A 20,105-nucleotide genomic window follows, 5' to 3' on the forward strand; every position below is an offset into this window, starting at 1 on the left:
ATTACATAAATCCAGTTGAGTCCAAACAAGTTATGCGAATTTTAATTGTTGCTCAGAACGCTTCAACTAAATTCGGTGGCGAGTCATTGCTGCCGGTCAACTATTTCCGGATACTTCGATCGCGCCAAATAGAGACATGGTTAGTGGCGCACGCCCGCACCCAGGCAGAACTCACAGGGCTGTTTCCAGAAGACTGCGATCGAATGCACTTTGTACCGGACACTTGGCTGCACCGACTGCTTCACAATTGCGGGCGATTTATCCCTGAAAGAGTTAATGAGTTTACTTTTGGGCTGCTATCTCACCTGTACACCCAAGTGCTACAGCGTCGTATTGTCCGGTGGCTGGTGAGCAAACACCAGATTGATATTGTACACGAACCGACACCAGTCTCGGCAACAGTTCCTTCGTTGATGTTCGGGTTGGGAGTTCCGGTAGTTATCGGGCCGATGAACACGTCGGTTAAATTTCCTCTGGCTTTTCGATCGCGCCAAAGTCCTATCATTGATATTTTAATCGAGATCGGTTACCAGTGCGTCGATTTCTTCAATCGTCTTTTTCCCGGTAAAATCAAAGCCGAGACGCTGTTAGTGGCAAACGATCGGACGAAGCAGGCACTGGCATCTGGAGTGCAGGGTAAAGTTATTGAACTTGTGGAAAACGGCGTGGATTTCTCGGTGTGGCGATTGGACTCTAGCTTATCAAGAGCAGCGACCGGGCAGGTTCATTTTATATTTTTAGGCAGGCTGATCGGCTGGAAAGCTGTAGATTTGCTGCTGGAAGCCTTCGCACCCGTCGTCGCTCAAACTGATGCAGTCTTGGAAATCATCGGTGATGGGCACATCCGAGGGGAACTCGAAGCTCAAACAGCTCGTTTAGGCATCGACAGCAACGTTGTATTTAGTCGCTGGCTGTCTCAGGAAGACTGCGCTCTCAAAATGCAACAAGCTGATGCAATGGTTTTTCCCAGTTTGCGGGAATGCGGGGGGGCAGTGGTGATGGAGGCAATGGCAGTGGGCTTGCCTGTCATAGCAACGAACTGGGGTGGCCCTGCAGATTATCTGAATTCCACTTGCGGTATTTTAGTAGAACCGACTTCTAAAGAAGGATTTGTCCAGGGACTGACAGATGCGATGCTCAAGCTGGCTCATTCACCAGAATTGCGACAGAGTATGGGTTCTACGGGACGGGAACGAGTCCAGCAGCATTTTGATTGGGAACGCAAAGTCGATCGAATACTTGATATTTATCAACAAACGATCGACGATTGCCCGAAGCATTAGGTAGCCGACCATTAAAGCATAAAGCAGCAGCTTTCAACCTGAAAGCTGCTGCTTGGGGGTGCTAAAAAAGTATGTGGTGGCCCAAAGCCGCGCTCTACACCCTAACTAGCTAAAAACGGGTTAACCCGTTTTTTGGGTTAACCCGCGAGCTTGGAAACATGCAGTTCAATTAGTTTTGCACTACCAGCTTAACGTTGGCATTTTGCAAACCGCGCTGCTTGACTGCTGCCAAGGTCTTGTTGACTGCGTACTTCTGGTTGATGGAGTTGATTAACTCAGTTTGATTGTGCTTTTTGGCGACGCCCCAGAGGTCGGCAATCAGGTCAAAAGAACCATCGCTATTGCGAGACCAACCCAGGTCATATTCGCCTTCGAGAATCGCCACGATGTCGGAGCGAACGCGCTGACCGTTATAGCCACGAACATCAGCTTCTGACTTGACAGAAATGCCCAAGTCGCGCAGGGAAGCTTTCAGGATTTCGGCATCGGTGATTTTGGTACGCAGAGTGCTAAAGTGAGACATTGGATTTCCTCCTAATAAAACTGAGAGAGAAACAACAACGGTCTGGATTTAACGGTGCCGCTGGGCGGCTCTTGAATCGAACTGCTAGCTGTTGCTAGCCTTTGCTCCTGTTTGGACCAGGAGAAAGCTTTTAGAATTCCATTCGCTGGTATTCAGCGACGGAAGACGCAGCGGGCCGTGCACGCTGTCTAGCCCAATCTCGAAGGGCGGTGACCTGTTCGGTCATTGTTTTAGACAGTGGCATTGTAGATTTAATGGCCGCGATGATGTCTAGCTGCGTAAACTCTCGATCTTGAGCGAAGGCTTCGTACATTGCGGCTACTAGCGCTTGCTCAATCTCTGCACCTGAAAAGCCCTCGGAAACATTGGAAAGTTGCTCTAAATCGAAGCGAGTAATTTCCCGACGGCGCTTTGACAGGTGAATCTTAAATATATCTTGGCGTTCTTCTTTAGTAGGCAGATCAACAAAGAAGAGTTCGTCAAATCGGCCTTTCCTCAAGAATTCTCCCGGCAACCGCTCGATTCGGTTGGCTGTTGCCATTACGAAGACTGGGGAAGTCTTTTCTTGCATCCAAGTGAGGAATGAACCGAAAATCCGGCTGGAGGTGCCTCCGTCTGAGTCGGCCGAACCAGTGCCTCCTGCAAAGGCTTTGTCTAGTTCGTCGATGAAGAGGAGGGCTGGAGAGATGGATTCTGCGGTTTTGAGGGCATTGCGGAGGTTGGCTTCCGAGCGGCCCACCATCGAGCCGTCGTAGACTCTACCCATATCTAGCCTCAGCAGGGGCAGTCCCCAGAGGCGGGAGGTGGTCTTGGCAATCAGTGATTTTCCGCATCCCGGTACGCCGAGAATTAACATCCCTTTTGGTTGGGGCAGGCCGTATTCTCTCGCCCTTTCTGTAAAGGCGTTGGAACGCTGTCTCAGCCACCGCTTCAGCTCTTCTAAACCGCCGACTGCATCCAGGGTTTCGTCTTCTTCAATAAACTCTAGAATGCCGTTGCGCCGAATTAATTGCTTTTTCTCCGAAAGAACTATGTCTACTTCTTCTTCTGTGAGGCGCCCAGTCGAAACTTGGGCTTTGCGATAAACTTTTTCAGCTTCGTCCTTGGTCAATCCCAAGGCTGCTTTTAAAAGTTTTTCTCGCGCTTCTGTGGTAATGCGTCGCGATTGCGTTTGCTCCAACTGACCAGACAATACTTGGTTTAGTTCCTTCATGTCTGGCAACGCGAAGTCTAATACCACTACTTCCTTTTCTAGCTCGATTGGAATTTGCTGCAAAGGAGACATCAGTATAATTGTCTTTTGCGTTCCTTTGAAGTTGGCGATCGCATCGCGCAACCACCTCGTTACCGGAGGAGAATCTATGAAAGGATGCAGATCTTTGAAAATGTAGATGCTAGCGTTACTGTTGGGTTCTCGCTGCCTGATCACCCATTCAATTGCTGCCTCTGGCGAGACGGTGTTGTGTTGGGTGGTGGTGCGGGGTTGACCATACTCCACAATGCCGTGAGTTACAGTCCAGATAAATACTCGTCGCTGTGGTTTGGCTTGAGCTATTGTCGAAATTGCTTGCTCACACCGCTCTTCCTCGGATGTCACGAGGTAGATCAGAGGATATTGAGCTTGGATTAGAATACTGATCTCTTCTTGCATAGTCCTCGACCCACTAGAGACGGTGCTATCTTTGCTGAATCTCAATGCTGCCCTTAGCCCTCTTACTGAAAATTTCAGTTTTAGCTTTTTGGGGAAGCAAGGCATTCTTAGCAGGGAACCAATTCTTCCTCTCCCGGTTTGGCCGTGCTGGCACTGACGCCCGACACCTGCTTTACTGGAAGATCCTGTTCAGCCAATACGCTCGGCTGACTTGTTACGGATGCCAGTTCTCCATCTCGCATTACTACTGAACCCGTGCATTCTGGACAGTTGTATACCCGATGGGTTTGTCCGTAGGAGGCTTCTACTTCGTCAACCAGTTCGGGATTTCCTAGGTAGAAGACAATTGCCCTTTCTGCAATTGATGACATCGGTTCAGTTTCGACTGCGGCTCGGATTTTGAGCTGGCGATGCAGTTCTGGTGGAAGATACAATGTAACTTTTTGCTTTTCTTGCATATGACAGTGAATTGACTTACCCGGGTATGTATATCAGATTAGCCACTTAATTCTTTGCTGTCAAGCCTCTATGCTGCTTTAGCGTCATCTTGTAATATTTCGTTACATTGGATGTGACTCTGGGGCAGTTAACAACGAAAAAGTTAGGGGTGTAACTGATGAGTCCGAGGTGCAGCGGCAGGTATGGGTAGCGTCAATCGATTTTAGATTTTAGATTTTAGATTTTAGAGGCGACCCCACGGATAAATGCGGGGGCTTGAGAATTTTTGATTTGAGATTTTGGATTGATTCCACGGATAAATCACGTGGCGGGTACCACCTTTGAAATTCCTGGTCAAGGACGATCGACCAACTATAAATATCAACAATAGATATAGCCTTTCTCAGTAACATGAGGTGCTCATAGGCCTCCGTGGCCTCCGTGGCCTCCGTGGGCATAGGCATAGGACTCGCCCCCATACCTCACAACGCTTGAGCACCGCTATATATAGGAGTGGGGCCAACAAATTCTTTGAGTCGCCATCTGGGGTAAGGTGCGCCATCAGCACCCAGCCCGCTCATGAGTGCGCGGTAAGCACCGGTGGACTGAATACACAACGAAGTTACTAACTTTGGGCGCTTTGATTTTGAAACCAAACTCCCCCAAACAGTTTTTATGGCTTTAAGTGTGAAAAATCCGAACGTGAAATAGCCGTTTTCGGCTTTTTATCGGGCTCCGATTTAACACACCTTGACAGGGCTAGCGCTCAGCACCCTATGGTTAGACTTTTTGGATGACATTGTGTAAGCTTTTACGCATTTAATTTTTTGGCCGAAATGCTCGCTACAAGGACTCTAGGCTGCAAAATCTTAAATTTAGATGGGTGTCAGCTTATCTTTAATCGGGCAGTGCTGGGTAATATATACTTGGATGCGGACCTGCTCACCTGAAATTTTTAATTTTAGATATCAAAGAACTGACTGATGGATTTACACCAACAGATTCAAGCATTGATCGAAAAAGCTCCGCCCGACGGTTCAACGCCAGAAATCTTAAAGGCGATCGCCCCGGCCCTGGTGTTAATTGCCCAACAGCTACAGCACCTCGAATACTCGATCCTGCAAGCGGTAGACCAAAGTTGGGCTATCGTGGTTTTGAGCAATCTCAAGCAACCGGGACGGGAGAAGAAAGTGATTTATGCTTGGACAAGTATTAAAGATGCGTCGCAGGCTGCGGCTGCTGGGGGCGATCGTCTCAGACCGGTGCTTTTGCCTGTTACTCACATTTTATTTCAGATGATAGCTCTGGAAGGTCTTGACAGCATTGTTTTTTTTGAAAGTCCCGGAAATCAGGAAGTCGGGACGGAAATCCCTCGCGAGCAAGTACAGAGTTTAATTAACGTTTACTTGCAACAGTATCGATCGGCTCCACCGCCGGATATTGCCTAAACAATTCAATTTTTTATTAATTGGTAACAGGGCATTAGGCATTGGGCATTCCCCATTACCAATTCCCCATTACCAATAAAGTGTAACTTTTTAACCTCTAATAAAGCCTACTCAAAACGTATTCAGCCAAATCAATCAAAGCTTGACGGGACTCTGAATGGGGCAGCGCAGCTAAGTATTCGACGGCTTTCTGTGCGTGATTTGTGGCTAGTTCTCGGGATCTCTCTATGCCTCTAGAATCTTCTACCAGTGCCAGGGCCTGGTCTAGATCTCCTTCTTGGGCAAATTCGCGTTCTATGAGAACTTCCAAGTAAGGTTTTTCTTCTAGGGCAAATAGTGCGGGTGCTGTCAGATTACCGCTTCTGAGATCCGAGCCTGCTGGTTTCCCCAAAGTTTCCGTTGAAGCGGTGAAATCTAATATATCATCTACTATTTGGAATGCCAAACCAATGTTCCGACCGTAGTTGTACAAATCGTCTGCTATTTCCGCTGACACCTCGCTCAAACAGCCCGCTGCTTTGGAACTGTTGGCAATTAAAGACGCTGTTTTGTAATAACTTTTTTCGAGGTACGCTTCGATCGACAAGCTGGTGTCAAATCCATTGAGTCCCTGTTGAATTTCCCCCTCAGCTAAATCCATAATCACTTCTGAAAGCAGTTTGACTACTGGCAGGTTGTCGAGATTGGCCAAATGCCAGGAAGATTGAGCAAACAGAAAGTCTCCCGCCAATACTGCCACTCGGTTGTTAAACCGACTGTGAACCGTCGGCACTCCCCGCCGCAGATCCGACTCGTCCACCACGTCGTCGTGGACTAGACTAGCTGTGTGGATCATTTCCGTAATTTCAGCGAGGCGACGGTGTTTTTCCGTGATTTCCCGATCGGGCATAGTCGCCTTGGCCATCAACAGAACGATCGCGGGTCTCACTCGTTTTCCCTTTGTGCCGAATAAGTATTCTGCAGCCGCGTACAAGATGGGATGACGGGCACCCACTAACTGTTTTAAGTTTTCTGTCAACAGTCGCAGGTCTTCTTCAACCGAGGAAAATAGGAGAGTGCTAGAGATCATGGATACGCCGACTCAAGCCGTAAAGTAACAAAATTTTACATATCATATCTTTATTTTAAGGTAATTCTCTGCAATAGAAAAGAAAAATCTAGGCGATCGGCAGTTATTTGTCATCTGCCGCCCGATGGGAGTCACCCGACTGCCATCGGCGAGTTGCCGACTCTCAGAGGGGTTGCCCCTATTGTATCGAATTGTTAAGGACACTGCCAAAAAATCTCTAAATCCCAAAAACCCTGTGTTATTATGGGTATTAAGGATTTAAACAATTCTATACATTAAGTACAGCCAGACTGGCAGGTAGCTTTTAGGTGCCTGTAAAAGTTTCGTAGAGCCAGCCTTGTTAGTCGATCGCAGCCAAAATTTCTGGGACAGATTTTTAGTTCCTCGCGGCTAAAAGTTATCAGAAGTTAAGAGTAGCGCATCTTATGTACACGGTAGCTCAAAGCAGCTAAAGTGGATAGTTTTAGGCTGTTTAAGCATCTGTAAAGCAGTAAATCATTATTGATGACCGGGAACGCCTAAATGTTCCCGCAGGCTTGATATGGAAAAACAGCCTTCAGAACCAAGGCATGGTCTTGCGTGCTGACTTAATGTAGTAGGTCTTGAACTTGTCCTGCTCCTCCTCGTCCTTGACTTTTGGTTCTAATTATGATTTATCGCGATATTCCTCTAATTATTCCCATTCTGGCCGCCGGCTATGTAATGACTATTTATGTAGTGCTGATGTTGGCCGAACGCAGCGCTAAAATAACTCGATTGGGCGAGTAGTGCACTGCTGGGCAGCCGAAGTCGGCAGCAGCGTCCTCGCTTCACCCTTGAGAATTCGGAATACTCAATAATAACCCTGCCTTGAATGCTTGCGCGCAAAGGCAGGGTTATTATTTACAATTGCGGGTACGGTGATTTTTTTGGCTGCTAGTTACTGCAACAGGTTGCTACAGTTATCGATGTTCAATGCCAAAAGCCTCAGAGGCAAGATATTAGATTGAGTACCAGCTTGTATCGCTCACAGCAAATATCATGTCAGGGAAACCCAGCCAATATTCCGAGAAAGCTATTAAAGTGTTCTCAAAAACGCTGAGTTTGAAGTGGTCGGTTATTGTACCCAAAATCTCAATATTCCTATTTTGTAGCTCCATAAGTTAGAGAAATAAAACGCGAAATTGCTGACTCTAGCAACCTGCTTGCTCAACTGAATGAATCCATAAACTTGCACTACAATCAAATATTTCATTAAAGGGTGCTTAACTTGCTGAGTCAGGCAGATAGTCTCTGCCATTTATTCACAGCTTCCCAAGAAGAGAAAGAGAATTGGCTACAGATAGCCACAAATTTAATTGTTAGTTTTAAATAATCTCGATATAACTGTGTGGGAGAAAAGTAATAGCCAATATTACTGATCCATTAAAACTCTATTAAATTTTGATTAAAATAAGTAAAAGAGAGAGTAGGAGTTGTCATAAATTCTCAAGCGCCACTGCCGAAATTGTTGTCTGAGCCAGACCAACTAAAACAAGTTTCGATAAATCTGATGCACAATGCTTTACAAGCTATAGAGAATTGCCGAGTTTTAAAAGTAGAGGTGAGAGCCGAAAATCCGAGCCTGATCGTCAGTGGCAACTGAATTAGCCGGGAATTTTGCCACGAATATTTGCTCCCTTCTTTACCACAAAACCCGCCGACGAAGGCAGCGGGTTGGGACTGGAGATTATTAAAAAAAGTGTGGAAAAGTATTCGGGTAAAATAGAAGTAACATCAGTTATCGGTCAAAGGACGTGTATTGTGTCAATTCCGATCGCCGTTTAGCGCGATCACACTAAAAATTATACCAATGCGCGACTAAAAATTAACCTCTAGACCGATGTCAAACCAGGATGGCGGTTAGCCTACCGCGACTGTAAAGTCGGAAATCTAAAATGGTATTAAGTGCCGGTTCCGCCTGCATCTATCCCCCTTGATTTGCCCATGTCAACAACAGTTTCTGATACCCAAAGCTTGCTAGAACAGGCGATCGACGCCAAACCACCGGTGCTGCCTCCAGACACACCTGTGAAAGTCGCAATTGCTGCCATGACTGAGGCGAGTGCCAGTTGTATTTTAATCGCGTTTGAGCAGCAATTGCTCGGAATTTTTACAGAACGCGATGTTGTGAAAATAACTGCTAGCGAAATACCGCTAGCGGGGGTAGCAATTTCTGAGGTGATGACTGAAAACCCGATCGCTATTTCCATAGATCAAGGGGGAAATATCTTCAAAGTATTGAGCATATTGCGATCGAAAAGAATCCGTCATTTACCCCTCCTAGACGAAGGTGGGAACTTGCTAGGCGCTATCACCTGCGAAAGCATCCGTAAAATCCTCAAACCGGCAGACTTGCTGAAAATGTGGCGTGCCGAAGAAATTATGACTAGACAATTAATAGTTACCTCAAGCAGCGCCTCAGTTTTAGAAGTCGCAAAACAGATGAGAACCCAGCGAAAAAGCTGCATAGTCATTTGCACTGACAGCGACAACACAAATCAAAAACCTGTGGGCATAATTACAGAACGCGACATTGTTAAATTCCAAGCTTCTGGACTAGATTTCGCACGTACTCCCGTCACCGCCGCCATGAGTTTTCCGCTGATAGCATTGCAGGTAACAGCCACCTTGTGGCAGGCTCACCAGTTAATGCAGCAGCACCGCATCCGGCGCTTGGTGGTGGTGGACGAGGAAGGATATTTAGCTGGAATTGTGACTGAAATTAGCCTGCTGCAGGCCTTAGATCCGGTAGAAATGCACGCAAATGTCGAGCTTTTGCAGGAAACAGTTGCCGACAAAATTCAGGAGTTGAACAAAATGAACGAAGAATTGCAAAAAGAAGCGTTGCGGAGAACAGAAATAGAAGAAAAATTGCGAATATTAAATGATAATTTGGAAGAACAAATCAAACAGCGAACTTTAGAATTAATTAATGCCAACAGTCAGTTAAAAAAGGAAATACAAGACCGCACCACCGCAGAAGCTGAAGTTCGCCGCCTGAACACCGAACTCGAACAGCGAGTTCTAGACCGCACGGTTCAACTAGCAGCCAGTAACGAAGAATTGCAGCAACAAATTAGTGGTAGAAAATTGCTCGAAGAAAAATTGCACTTTTCTGAAAGGAAAGTCCGCGCCGTTTTTGAAGCGATGACCGACATCATTCTCGTGCTAGACAGTCAGCGGAACATAGAAGTTTTGCCAACGAATGTGGCAGCGGCTTCTGAGCCAGATTGTGATATAGTCAGCTTGACCATAGAACATTTTTTTGATGACGACAAACCGGATGATTGGTGGCTGTTAGTTCAGCAAGTTTTAGAAACCCAACAAACTATAAATTTTGACTATAGTTTAACAGTTTGTGGCCGCGCAATTTGGTTTTCTGCCTGCATTTCTCTGTTTTCAAAAGATGCAGTCATTTGGGTTGCCCGCAACATCAACGCCCGCAAAATAGCCGAGTCAGCGCTGTGCAAAAAAAATGCAGAGTTATCTCATACTTTAGAAGAACTGAAGCGGACTCAAAAAGAACTTATTCAATCAGAAAAGATGGCAGCCCTCGGACAGTTAATTGCCGGAGTTGCTCATGAAATCAATTCTCCTTTAGGGGCGATTCGCTCTTCTGTGCAGAACATCGCCGACTTCTGGACGGAACAATTGCAGCAGTTGCCGATATTTTTTCAACAACTATCCCCGGAACGGCGGCAGGATTTCTTGGCTTTGCTACACAAGTCCAGCCAAGAAACAGATACATTATCTAGTAAAGAAAAACGTCAGTTAAAAAAACTTTTGCAGGGGCAATTAGAATCAGAAAAGATTGACGACGCCGCCAGTCTTGCCTGTACTTTATTAGATATCGGCATCGGCAATAATGTAGAACCTTTTTTACCTTTGTTGAAAGACAGCCAAAGTCGAAATATTGTACAAACCGCCTACCAATTTGCTACGGTACAAAAAAGCACTAAAAATATTGCTACCGCCACGGATAGGGCAGCCAAAATCGTTTTTGCTTTGAAAAGCTACTCTCGTTACGACCAGTCGGGTACCAAAGTAATCGCTAATATCACCGACGGTATTGATACTGTTTTAACGCTTTACCACTACCAAATCAAACACGGTGTGGAAGTAGTCAGAAACTATGGTACTAATTTGCCCTCTGTGCTATGCTATCCTGATGAACTCAGTCAAGTTTGGACAAATTTAGTTCACAATGCTTTACAAGCGATGGGCAATAAAGGCGTGTTAAAAATTGATGTCAAACACCAAGCGAACGCAATATCAGTCAGTATTACTGACAGTGGTCCCGGGATTCCTCCAGAGATTATGCCGAGAATTTTTGAGCCGTTTTTCACAACTAAACCTCCAGGGGAAGGTAGTGGTTTGGGATTAGATATAGTTCAAAAAATTCTAGAAAAACACGAAGGTGAACTGCAAGTAGAAAGCGTGCCTGGTCAAACAAAATTTACTATATTCTTGCCCGTCGGAATCCCTTGATAGCAATAAAAAAAGAGGGAAATGCCCCAATCGTTAAAATTTAATAGAAGTAAAGTTTTATGTCTAAACCAGTAATTTTGTGCGTTGACGATGAAGTTGTAGTCTTAAATAGTTTAAAAATTCAACTTAAAAAAGAATTTGGGGATGCTTACCTCTATGAAGTAGCAGAAAATGCAGATGAAGCTCTGGAAATTATGGAGGAAATTCAAAAAGAAGATGAAACTGATATTTTAGTCATAGTATCTGACTGGTTAATGCCAGGGATTAAAGGAGATGATTTTTTGATTATGGTTCACCAAAAATATCCTAAAATTGTGAAAGTTATGCTGACCGGGCAAGCAGACGAAGTAGCAATAGCACGGGTGAAAGAGCAAGCAAACTTGCACCGTTGTTTGTACAAGCCGTGGGAACGCAAAGAATTAGTAGAAACTATAAAATCTGGTTGGACAAAAATATGAACAATAAACCTGTGATTATTTGTGTTGATGACGAACCGATAATTCTTGAAAGTTTGAAAATTGAGTTAAAAAAAACCTTGGGGGAAGAACACTTATTAGAAACCGCTGAAGGCGGTGAAGATGCTTTAGAGTTAATCGAGGAATTACTGTCAGAGGGCTGCGAAATCGTAGCAGTGATTTCCGACTATCTGATGCCGAATATCAAAGGGGACGAATTACTGAAGCAGATTCACAGAATCTCGCCAAAAACTATCAAAATTATGCTGACAGGGCAAGCAGATCTAGAAGCAGTGGCGAATACTATTAAATATGCTAAATTGTACCGATACATATCGAAACCTTGGCAGTCAGAAGATTTGAAGTTGACGGTAAAAGAAGCGATTAATAGCTATTTTATGGAGAAGCAATTAGCGCAACAAAATGCTCAACTCCAAAAGCTAAATCAAGAATTGGAAACTTTAGTCGAGGAGCGGACTGCACAACTGCGCTTGTCTGAGGAAAAGTTTGCTAAAGCTTTTCGTTCTTCTCCCAACCCGATTACTATTACCCGACTTAATGACGGTCGTTATTTAGAAATTAATGAGGCTTTTTGCCAGACAATCGGTTATTCGGCCGCAGAAATTCTCGATCGCACGGCGCTTGATTTGAATCTGTGGCAAAATATACAAGCCCGCGCTGAGTTGTTTAAAATGTTAGACGAAAAAAAAATTGTTCTCAACTATGAATTTGATTTTCGCACTAAAACAGGGGGACTCAGAACCGGGCTGCTGTCAGCAGAAATCATTGACATTCATGGCGAAACCTGCGTGATTTCTGTGATTCAAGATATTAGCGATCGCAAATTAGCAGAAGAAAAACTCCGAGCTGTAGCGGCTTCTTTAGCAGCAGCGCAAAGAATCGCCCGTGTTGGTAATTGGGAATGCGATTTCTCTGCCAACACAACTACTTGGTCGGAAGAGTTATCTCGGATTTTTGGGATCGAGCCAACCCAGGCTGCGCCAACACTAACTGAGTTTTCGCAATACGTGCATCCCGACGATCGACAAAAGTGGCAAACAACGATCGACGCTGCTATTGCTAATGGGCAATCCTACAGTTTGGAATATCGAATCCTGCGACTGGCACCAACAATGGGTGCGGATAATTGCCAGTCACAAACAAGTGAAGCCGGCTTCATCCGCTACATCGAAGCCAGAGGAGAAGCAGTTGTTAATCAACAAGGTAAAGTGACAAAACTATTCACAACTTTGATGGACATTACCCCCCGCAAGCGGGCAGAAATAGCCCTAGCAGAGAGCGAAGAAAAATACCGTCATTTAGTTGAAACTTCCCAAGATATTATCTGGTCTTGCGATGCTGAAGGACACCTTACTTTTGTGAACCAAGCAGTTAAACAAATCTACGGTTACGAGCCTGAAGAAATGCTAGGCTGTTCTTTTAGCGATTTCTTAGCCCCAGGAGAAATAGACTGGAAATGGGAACTTCAGCAGCGCTTGCTGACGGGCAAAACTGTGTTTCAGTACGAAAACATAGTATTAGGAAAAGACGGCAGAAAGATTGATGTAAATACGAAGGCGATCGCCCGCAGGGACACTGAAGGAAACATCATCGGCACAACAGGCACTGCTAGCGATATTACCGAACGCAAACAAACTGAAATAGTCCTGCAAAAAGCCAAAGAAGAAGCCGACAGAGCGAACAGGGCAAAAAGCGAATTTCTCTCGAATATGAGCCACGAATTGCGAACTCCCCTCAACGCAATTCTCGGTTTCAGTCAACTGCTAGCCCGCTACCCAGACCTCGATGCCGACCAACAGCAATACTTAGGAATTATTACCCAGAGCGGGGAACATTTGCTTGTTCTGATTAACAATATTCTGCAAATGTCAAAAATTGAAGTCGGGCTGGTGACACTTAATAACAGTACCTTTGACTTGCATAAAATGCTAAAAAATACTGAAAATATGCTGAAGCTGCAAGCCGATAAAAAAGGGTTGCAGTTAATTTTTGATTGCCCACCAGACCTACCTCAATACATAGAAACTGACGAAAGCAAGTTGCGACAAGTATTGATTAATGTCGTCGGAAATGCTATTAAATTTACGGCGGAAGGGGGTGTTAATTTGAGACTCAAACATGAGCTGCTAAAAATTCAAAACTTTCCAGAAATTTCGCCAAGTGAGAATTGTTCGTTGCTATTTGAAGTGGAAGACACTGGTTCAGGAATTTCTGCGGAAGAAATGGACAATTTGTTTAAACCTTTCGCGCAAACAGAAAGCGGTAAAAAAGCTCAAGAAGGAACCGGTTTGGGCTTGCCAATCAGCAAGCAGTTCGTTAAGTTAATGGGAGGGAAGATGACGGTAACAAGCACCCTCGGTCGCGGCAGCATTTTTAGATTTGATGTTAAAGTTTCGCTCCCTAATGCAGTGGAAATTCAGGTGGCTCAAACAGCTCGCCGAGTGGTGGGTCTGGAACCCGGACAGCCAGAATACCGGATTTTAGCTGTTGACGATCGCCTGGAAAGCCGCTTGCTGTTGGTCAGAATGCTGACATCCCTTGGGTTTGCGGTGCAGGAAGCTGAAAATGGCGTTCAAGCTGTGGAAATGTGGTCGAGTTGGGAACCTCATTTGATTTGGATGGATATGCGGATGCCGGTGATGGATGGTTACGAAGCTACTAAACAGATTAAAGCGCATTTGAAAGGTCAAGCAACTGTAATCATTGCTCTGACTGCAAGTGCTTTTGATGAGGAGCGATCGCTGATTTTGTCTGCTGGTTGCGATGATTTTGTAGCGAAGCCTTTTCGGGAGCAAGTGATTCTGGAAAAGATGGCTAAGTATCTGGGAGTCCGCTATGTTTATGATCGAGAAGCTTCGCTAAGTTCTGATGCTGCGGTGTCCGCCGAGGTTTCCACGGCAACTGAAACGGCTGATTTGGCTTTTACGCTGAATACTTCATTTTTGCGAGCTATGCCTGCTGAATGGGTTGATGAATTGTATTCTGCGGCGGATGCGGTTGATAACGAGGAGATTTTTCGGCTGTTGTTGTCGATTCCTCCTATTAATGCTAGTTTCCGCAGCGCGATCGCCGATTTGGCGAATAACTTCCGGTGCGATCGGATTATCGATTTGATTGACGAGTTTAGAAATTGTTGAAGGATGAAAGAAGAAGGGATAATAGGGGCAGGTTCAGGATTGTTGATCGTGTAGGTCGATCGCCTATTTGTAAACTCGCTTGCGGGCGATAGACTAATTTACCTGTAGCCAAGCTCCACACCCTGCTAATCATCAGTCATTCCCAATTCTTTAATCTCACATATCAAATCTAAAATCTCAACTACGATAAGTTATGTAAATATCAAAGCAGTTGATTGAAGAGGGAGTGCTATAGTGACTATTTAACAAGTTTTCCTAATTTCAACACTTCTTAAATTAACAAAAAATAGCCAGCAATGACCAACAATCAAATAGAAGAAAATAAAGGCAACATATTAATTGTTGACGATACTCCAGAAAATTTACAAGTTTTATCAGCAACGCTGTGCGATCGGGGCTACAAAGTCCGCGGCGTAATTAACGGCAAAATGGCAATCAGGGCCGCGCGCTCTGGTTGTCCCGATTTGATTTTGCTCGACATCAAAATGCCGGATATGGACGGCTACGAAGTCTGCACCCAGCTCAAGGAAGATCCGAAGACATCCGAAATTCCAGTTATTTTTATCAGCGCTTTAGATGAAGTATTGGACAAACTAACCGCCTTTCAAGTGGGAGGGGTTGATTATGTAACAAAACCGTTTCATGTAGCAGAAGTTTTAGCACGAATCGAACACCAACTGACTATCCAGAGACTGAAAAAACAATTGCTCGATCGCAATAAAGAACTGCAAGAAGAAATAATAGAACGCAAAAAAGCCGAAGAAGCAGCGGCCGCTGCATCGCTCGCAAAAAGTCAATTTGTTGCCAACATGAGCCACGAATTGCGGACTCCCCTGAACGCCATCCTTGGTTTTACCCAAGTCATGAGCCGCGACTCTTTGCTCAGCCACGAAAATCTCGAAAATCTCCGAATTATTAACCGCAGCGGTCAACATTTGCTGGAACTAATTAACGATGTTTTAGACTTGTCGAAAATAGAAGCAGGGATAATTGGCTTAGATCAACGCAGCTTTGACCTTTATCAACTCCTCGACACTCTCGAAGAAATGTTTCAAATTAAAGCTGAAACAAAAAAAATGCAACTGAGATTTTCCGTCGAGGCTAATGTTCCCCAATATATAAAAACTGACGAAAAAAAGCTGCGCGTTTGCTTAATTAACCTGCTGGGAAATGCCATGAAATTTACTCACGACGGGGGCCGTATTTGGCTGCGCGTGAGCGTGGAAAACAACCAGCAACAGCCGGCAGAATCGGAAAGTCATCTTAACTATACCTTCGTCGATCCATTGTTAATTTTGTTTGAAGTTGAAGACACGGGAATTGGCATAGCAGCAGCAGAAATTGATACTTTATTTGATGCTTTCGTGCAAACACAAGCGGGGAGAAAAGCGGCTGATGGTACGGGATTGGGTTTGACAATCACTAAAAAATACGTGCAGATAATGGGTGGGGATATTTGGGTAAAAAGTGTTTTAGGTGAGGGAACCAGTTTTAAATTTAATATCCGAGTATTTGCCGCTATTTCGTCGGAAATAACCGTGGCGACATTCCAGCGCGCGATCGGACTAGAAGCAGATCAACCGGTTTATCGGATTTTAGCAGTTGACGACAATCAAGAAAATCGGCTGCTGCTGGTTAAAATGTTGCAACCAATTGGTTTTGAAGTCCGAGAAGCGGAAAATGGCTACCAAGCGGTTGAAATTTGGGAAAGTTGGCAGCCTCATTTAATTTGGCTGGATACGCGAATGCCAGTAATGGACGGTTTTGAAACTGTCAGACAAATTAGAGCTAAAGAGAAACAAACTCAGCGACGAACTGTAATTATTGCTCTGACTGCTAGCACTTTTGAGGAAAGAAAAGGCGAAATTATCGCCGCAGGTTGCGACGATTTTGTGCGGAAACCTTTTCAAGAACAAATCCTTTTTGATAAGATGGCTTGCTACTTGGGAGTGCGCTATCTTTATCAAGAGTTGCCCCGGCTCCCAGTCGGGGCTTTACGGCGTTATTGTGTGAACGAAAAACCCGATTCATTTTTCGGAGGGCTGCTGGCTCAAATGCCTCAAAGCTGGGTGAAGGAACTCCATGACGCAGCTAATGATGTTAATGAAGAGCTGGCGATTCAACTTGTCGATCGCATCTGGGAAAGTCATCCAACCTTAGCTGAGGCTTTAAAAGATTTGCTTGCCGATTACCGACTCGACAAGATAATGGATTTAACTCAATCGAGTTTAAAATAAATGGATAATAGCGAAATTAAAGTATTGGTGGTTGATGACCAACCAAGCAATCTGCGGTTCTTATCCAAACTGCTAACATCCCAGGGCTATCAAGTTTACCGAGCTATTAGCGGTCAACTGGCGTTGAATGTTGCGATCGCCCATTGCCCGGATTTAATTTTGCTCGACATTAGAATGCCAGAAATGAACGGTTATGAAGTTTGTCGGAGACTGAAAGCGACACCAGAAACTGAACAAATTCCGGTAATTTTTTTAAGCGTATTAGATGAAATGAATGATAAATTACAAGCTTTTCGAGTAGGAGGTTCCGACTATATTACTAAACCCTTTCAAGTTGAAGAAGTTTTAGCACGCATAGACAAGCAAGTCCGCTTGCAAAAGCTGCAACAGCAATTAAAAGAACAAAATTATCAACTGCAACAGTCACAGTCGCTGCTTGCTAGCATATTAAATAGTTCCTTAGACTGTGTGGTGGCTTATTCTGCTGTCCGCAACAGTGAGGGAAATATTGTAGATTTCCAGTGGCTCTTGATCAACCCGGCTGCCGAAAAATTTTATGGTCTGCTATTAAATGAGATCCTTGGCAAGAATTTGTTAGCCGAAATTTCCCAAGTTAGCAATAATGGGTTATTTGATTTGTATGTTTCTGTAGTAGAAACAGGAGAAACTGTAGACCAAGAATTTTATTACGAACAGGAGCAAGAGCCAATTGTTTGGCTGCACCTTGTGGCGGTCAAATTAAACGACGGTCTGGCAGTAACATTTCGCAATATTACCGATCGCAAACGAGCAGAAATTGCCCTACGAGACAGCGAAGAACGCTTCCGCGCGATATTCGAGCAAGCTGCGGTAGGCATAGCTAAAACCGCACTTTGTGGTAAATTTATGCGGGTAAATCCTGGCTTTTGTCAAATTGTCCGCTATGCACAATCCGAATTGTTACAGCAAAATTGGGAGGCAATTACTCACCCAGATGACAGAGAAGCCGATCGAGAATACCTGCGCTCGCTGTTATCCGGGAAGATTCAAACTTTTTCTGTGGAAAAGCGTTTGCTATGCAAAGATGAAGCTGTGCGCTGGGCAAATGTTACTGTTTCGGCAATGCGCGATGTCAAGGGGACGCTACAGTATTTGATTTGTGCGATCGAGGATATTTCCGAACGCAAGCTGGTACAAGAACTGCTGCAAACGAGTTTAGACACTCAAACCCGCTACGCTCAAGAATTAACTCGTTCTAATGCCGAACTAGAACAGTTTGCTTACGTGGCTTCTCACGATTTGCAAGCGCCTTTGAGCACGATTGCCGGCTACGCTCAACTATTAGAAAAACGCTTTCCCAACCAACTTGATGCTCAAGGGAATAAATTTATCCGCAATATTGTTACTTCTTGCGAGCGGATGCAGGCGCTGATTGATGACTTGCTGGAGTATTCGCGGGTCGGTCGCAGTCAGAAACCTTTTGAGATGATAGATTGCAATCGGGTTTTTGAGGATGTTTGTGCTAATTTGCATTTGGCCATCCGCGAGAATCAAGCTTCAGTTACTAGGGGAGATTTGCCAAAGGTAAAAGGTGACTGTTTTCAACTGCTGCAACTGTTTCAAAATTTAATTGGTAACGCCATTAAGTACCGCAGCAGTGAGGCGCCGGTGGTGCAGGTGGACGCTTCGCGTCAGGGGGATAGCTGGGTGTTTTCAGTGCAGGATAATGGTATTGGGATTGCCTCACAGTACCATCCGCGAATTTTTCAGATTTTTCAGCGCTTGCACACCCAAAAACAGTATTCGGGAACCGGTATCGGTTTAGCAATTTGTCAAAGAATTGTCGATCGGCATGGCGGCAATCTGTGGGTAGAATCAGCACCCAATCGAGGCTCAACTTTTTATTTTTCTATTCCTATACCAAAGTGAAGCTAGCAGTCCGCCTGAAGCAGCCAATCGATTTTAGATTTTAGATTTTAGATTTTAGATTTTAGATTTTAGAATTTAGATTTTAGATTTTAGAATTTAGATTTTAGAATTTAGATTTTAGATTTTAGATTTTAGAATTTAGATTTTAGATTTTAGAATTTAGAATTTAGATTTTAGATTTTAGAATTTAGATTTTAGAATTTAGATTTTAGAATTTAGATTTTAGATTTTAGAATTTAGATTTTAGAATTTAGATTTTAGAATTTAGAATTTAGAATTTAGATTTTAGAATTTAGATTTTAGATTTTAGATTTTAGATTTTAGATTTTAGATTTTAAGAAAGCGACCCCACGGATGAATCCGGGGGCTTGTGAGCAAATTGCTTGATTGTCACCCGTCCTTTACTTAAGCTTTAAATATCTTTATCTGTTCTTTACAAAAATGCTTATAAAGTGTAGCATATTCACTGATGACATCGAGCTATAAATCTATCAATATAAATCTATTAGCTCTATCCTTACACAACTTATAAATCAGCGGTGCGCGCAAGACTTGTTAATTTTTTTCAAGTGTATCCAGAGCATCTTGCTTTGGGATGCAATAGTTTCCCTAGTAGTTCGCCCAGAAGGATTTGTGATGTGTTGGCAGTTTGCAGGTTCTCAGAAAGACTGCCAAGTGAAACAAGCATGATTCGCAAACCTTTGCAAATAGAGAAAAACGGTAAATTACTGCAACACAATTTCAGTGTTCTCAGCCAGATTTACCGGATGATGGTAAGAGATTCTTTGCAGGTACTCAGACACGGCTCAAAGTCCCGCAACCTCACAAAAGACGTTCGTAGTGAGACAAAGCCGTGAATTATCAAAAGAAAAAATTTACTCTTTTAATAGCAAACGATGACGAGGACACGCGCTTTTTGGTAAAGGAAGCACTGCGAGAAGTTTCATTAGCAATTACGAGCGAATTTGTGGAAAATGGAGAACAAGTGCTAGACTACTTGTACCGTCGCGGTCAATATCTTGGTAGCAGCAATTTGCATCAGCCCGACTTGATACTTTTGGATCTGAATATGCCGAGGCTGGACGGGCGAGAAACACTAACTTTGATCAGAGCTGACCCCCATTTGCAACAAATTCCGGTTGTAATGCTCACAACTTCCCACCGCAGAGGAGATGTCTTACTTTGCTACCGATTGGGAGCCAATTCTTTCATATCCAAACCAGTAACTTTTGAAGGATTGCTGGAAGTCATGAAGACTTTATGTGAGTATTGGTTTGAGATCGTTTCACTCCCATCAGATATGTAAGCTTTAATGGAGCGCTAAATGTCTAGTTAGAGTGTATAGTGAATTTGATAAGCTGAAATATTTGCCGATCGCAAGTATCGCTCTCAAAACAAAAAAGTTGCCTTCGACTCGCTCCGAACG

At 44.2% G+C, this 20,105-nt stretch carries 14 protein-coding genes; 10 read left to right on the forward strand and 4 right to left on the reverse strand.

The features are described from left to right. Positions 1 to 32: 32 nt before the first annotated feature. Positions 33 to 1,283 (forward strand): glycosyltransferase family 4 protein, encoded by a 1,251-nt coding sequence (locus tag QUA03_RS03965; RefSeq protein WP_333209846.1) that lies wholly within the window; start codon positions 33 to 35, stop codon positions 1,281 to 1,283. 169 nt (positions 1,284 to 1,452) lie between these two features. Here the strand turns inward: QUA03_RS03965 and QUA03_RS03970 are convergent, their stop codons facing one another. The 3 genes from QUA03_RS03970 to QUA03_RS03980 form a co-directional block, all read right to left on the reverse strand. Beyond that, positions 1,453 to 1,806, reverse strand: a complete 354-nt coding sequence (locus QUA03_RS03970; RefSeq protein WP_006635781.1) for a DUF1257 domain-containing protein — start codon at positions 1,804 to 1,806, stop codon at positions 1,453 to 1,455. A 130-nt stretch (positions 1,807 to 1,936) separates the two neighbouring features. Continuing rightward, complete coding sequence (gene ycf46 / locus QUA03_RS03975; protein WP_333209848.1) at positions 1,937 to 3,457, reverse strand: stress-responsive protein Ycf46; 1,521 nt, start codon at positions 3,455 to 3,457, stop codon at positions 1,937 to 1,939. 107 nt (positions 3,458 to 3,564) lie between these two features. Beyond that, positions 3,565 to 3,915 carry a hypothetical protein gene (locus QUA03_RS03980; RefSeq protein WP_006635783.1) on the reverse strand — a complete coding sequence of 117 codons (351 nt, stop codon included), beginning with the start codon at positions 3,913 to 3,915 and terminating at the stop codon, positions 3,565 to 3,567. 963 nt (positions 3,916 to 4,878) lie between these two features. Between QUA03_RS03980 and QUA03_RS03985 the strand changes: the two genes are divergently transcribed. Then, complete coding sequence (locus QUA03_RS03985; RefSeq protein ID WP_333209849.1) at positions 4,879 to 5,343, forward strand: hypothetical protein; 465 nt, start codon at positions 4,879 to 4,881, stop codon at positions 5,341 to 5,343. A gap of 97 nt (positions 5,344 to 5,440) precedes the next feature. Here QUA03_RS03985 and sds read toward each other — a convergent pair whose 3' ends face one another. Further along, positions 5,441 to 6,412 (reverse strand): solanesyl diphosphate synthase, encoded by a 972-nt coding sequence (sds, locus tag QUA03_RS03990; protein ID WP_333209851.1) that lies wholly within the window; start codon positions 6,410 to 6,412, stop codon positions 5,441 to 5,443. A gap of 1,638 nt (positions 6,413 to 8,050) precedes the next feature. On the opposite strand from sds, the gene QUA03_RS03995 reads away from it, so the two are divergent. The 8 genes from QUA03_RS03995 to QUA03_RS04030 all read left to right on the forward strand — a co-directional run bounded on the left by QUA03_RS03995 (position 8,051) and on the right by QUA03_RS04030 (position 19,985). Further along, a complete protein-coding gene (locus QUA03_RS03995; protein ID WP_333209853.1) occupies positions 8,051 to 8,218 on the forward strand; it encodes an ATP-binding protein in 168 nt (55 codons plus the stop codon). Between the two features lie 159 nt (positions 8,219 to 8,377). Continuing rightward, positions 8,378 to 10,921 carry a CBS domain-containing protein gene (locus QUA03_RS04000; RefSeq protein ID WP_333209855.1) on the forward strand — a complete coding sequence of 848 codons (2,544 nt, stop codon included), beginning with the start codon at positions 8,378 to 8,380 and terminating at the stop codon, positions 10,919 to 10,921. Positions 10,922 to 10,980: 59 nt separating this feature from the next. Further along, positions 10,981 to 11,379, forward strand: coding sequence for a response regulator (locus QUA03_RS04005; protein WP_333209857.1), 399 nt, complete (start codon positions 10,981 to 10,983; stop codon positions 11,377 to 11,379). Next, positions 11,376 to 14,534 carry a PAS domain S-box protein gene (locus tag QUA03_RS04010; protein WP_333209860.1) on the forward strand — a complete coding sequence of 1,053 codons (3,159 nt, stop codon included), beginning with the start codon at positions 11,376 to 11,378 and terminating at the stop codon, positions 14,532 to 14,534. Before QUA03_RS04005 ends, QUA03_RS04010 begins: the two co-directional genes overlap by 4 nt. Before the next feature lie 296 nt (positions 14,535 to 14,830). After that, positions 14,831 to 16,771, forward strand: coding sequence for a response regulator (locus tag QUA03_RS04015; protein WP_333209863.1), 1,941 nt, complete (start codon positions 14,831 to 14,833; stop codon positions 16,769 to 16,771). Beyond that, positions 16,772 to 18,679, forward strand: coding sequence for a PAS domain S-box protein (locus QUA03_RS04020; protein WP_333209865.1), 1,908 nt, complete (start codon positions 16,772 to 16,774; stop codon positions 18,677 to 18,679). 686 nt (positions 18,680 to 19,365) lie between these two features. Further along, the gene (locus tag QUA03_RS04025; protein WP_333209868.1) at positions 19,366 to 19,536 is read left to right on the forward strand and encodes a hypothetical protein; all 171 of its coding nucleotides are present in this window, start codon (positions 19,366 to 19,368) and stop codon (positions 19,534 to 19,536) included. Continuing rightward, positions 19,533 to 19,985 (forward strand): response regulator, encoded by a 453-nt coding sequence (locus QUA03_RS04030; RefSeq protein ID WP_333209871.1) that lies wholly within the window; start codon positions 19,533 to 19,535, stop codon positions 19,983 to 19,985. The genes QUA03_RS04025 and QUA03_RS04030 overlap by 4 nt, the downstream gene beginning before the upstream one ends. The last annotated feature ends 120 nt before the right edge of the window (positions 19,986 to 20,105 follow it).

It is taken from the genome of Microcoleus sp. S36b_A4, assembly GCF_036700645.1.
GTDB lineage: Bacteria > Cyanobacteriota > Cyanobacteriia > Cyanobacteriales > Microcoleaceae > Microcoleus.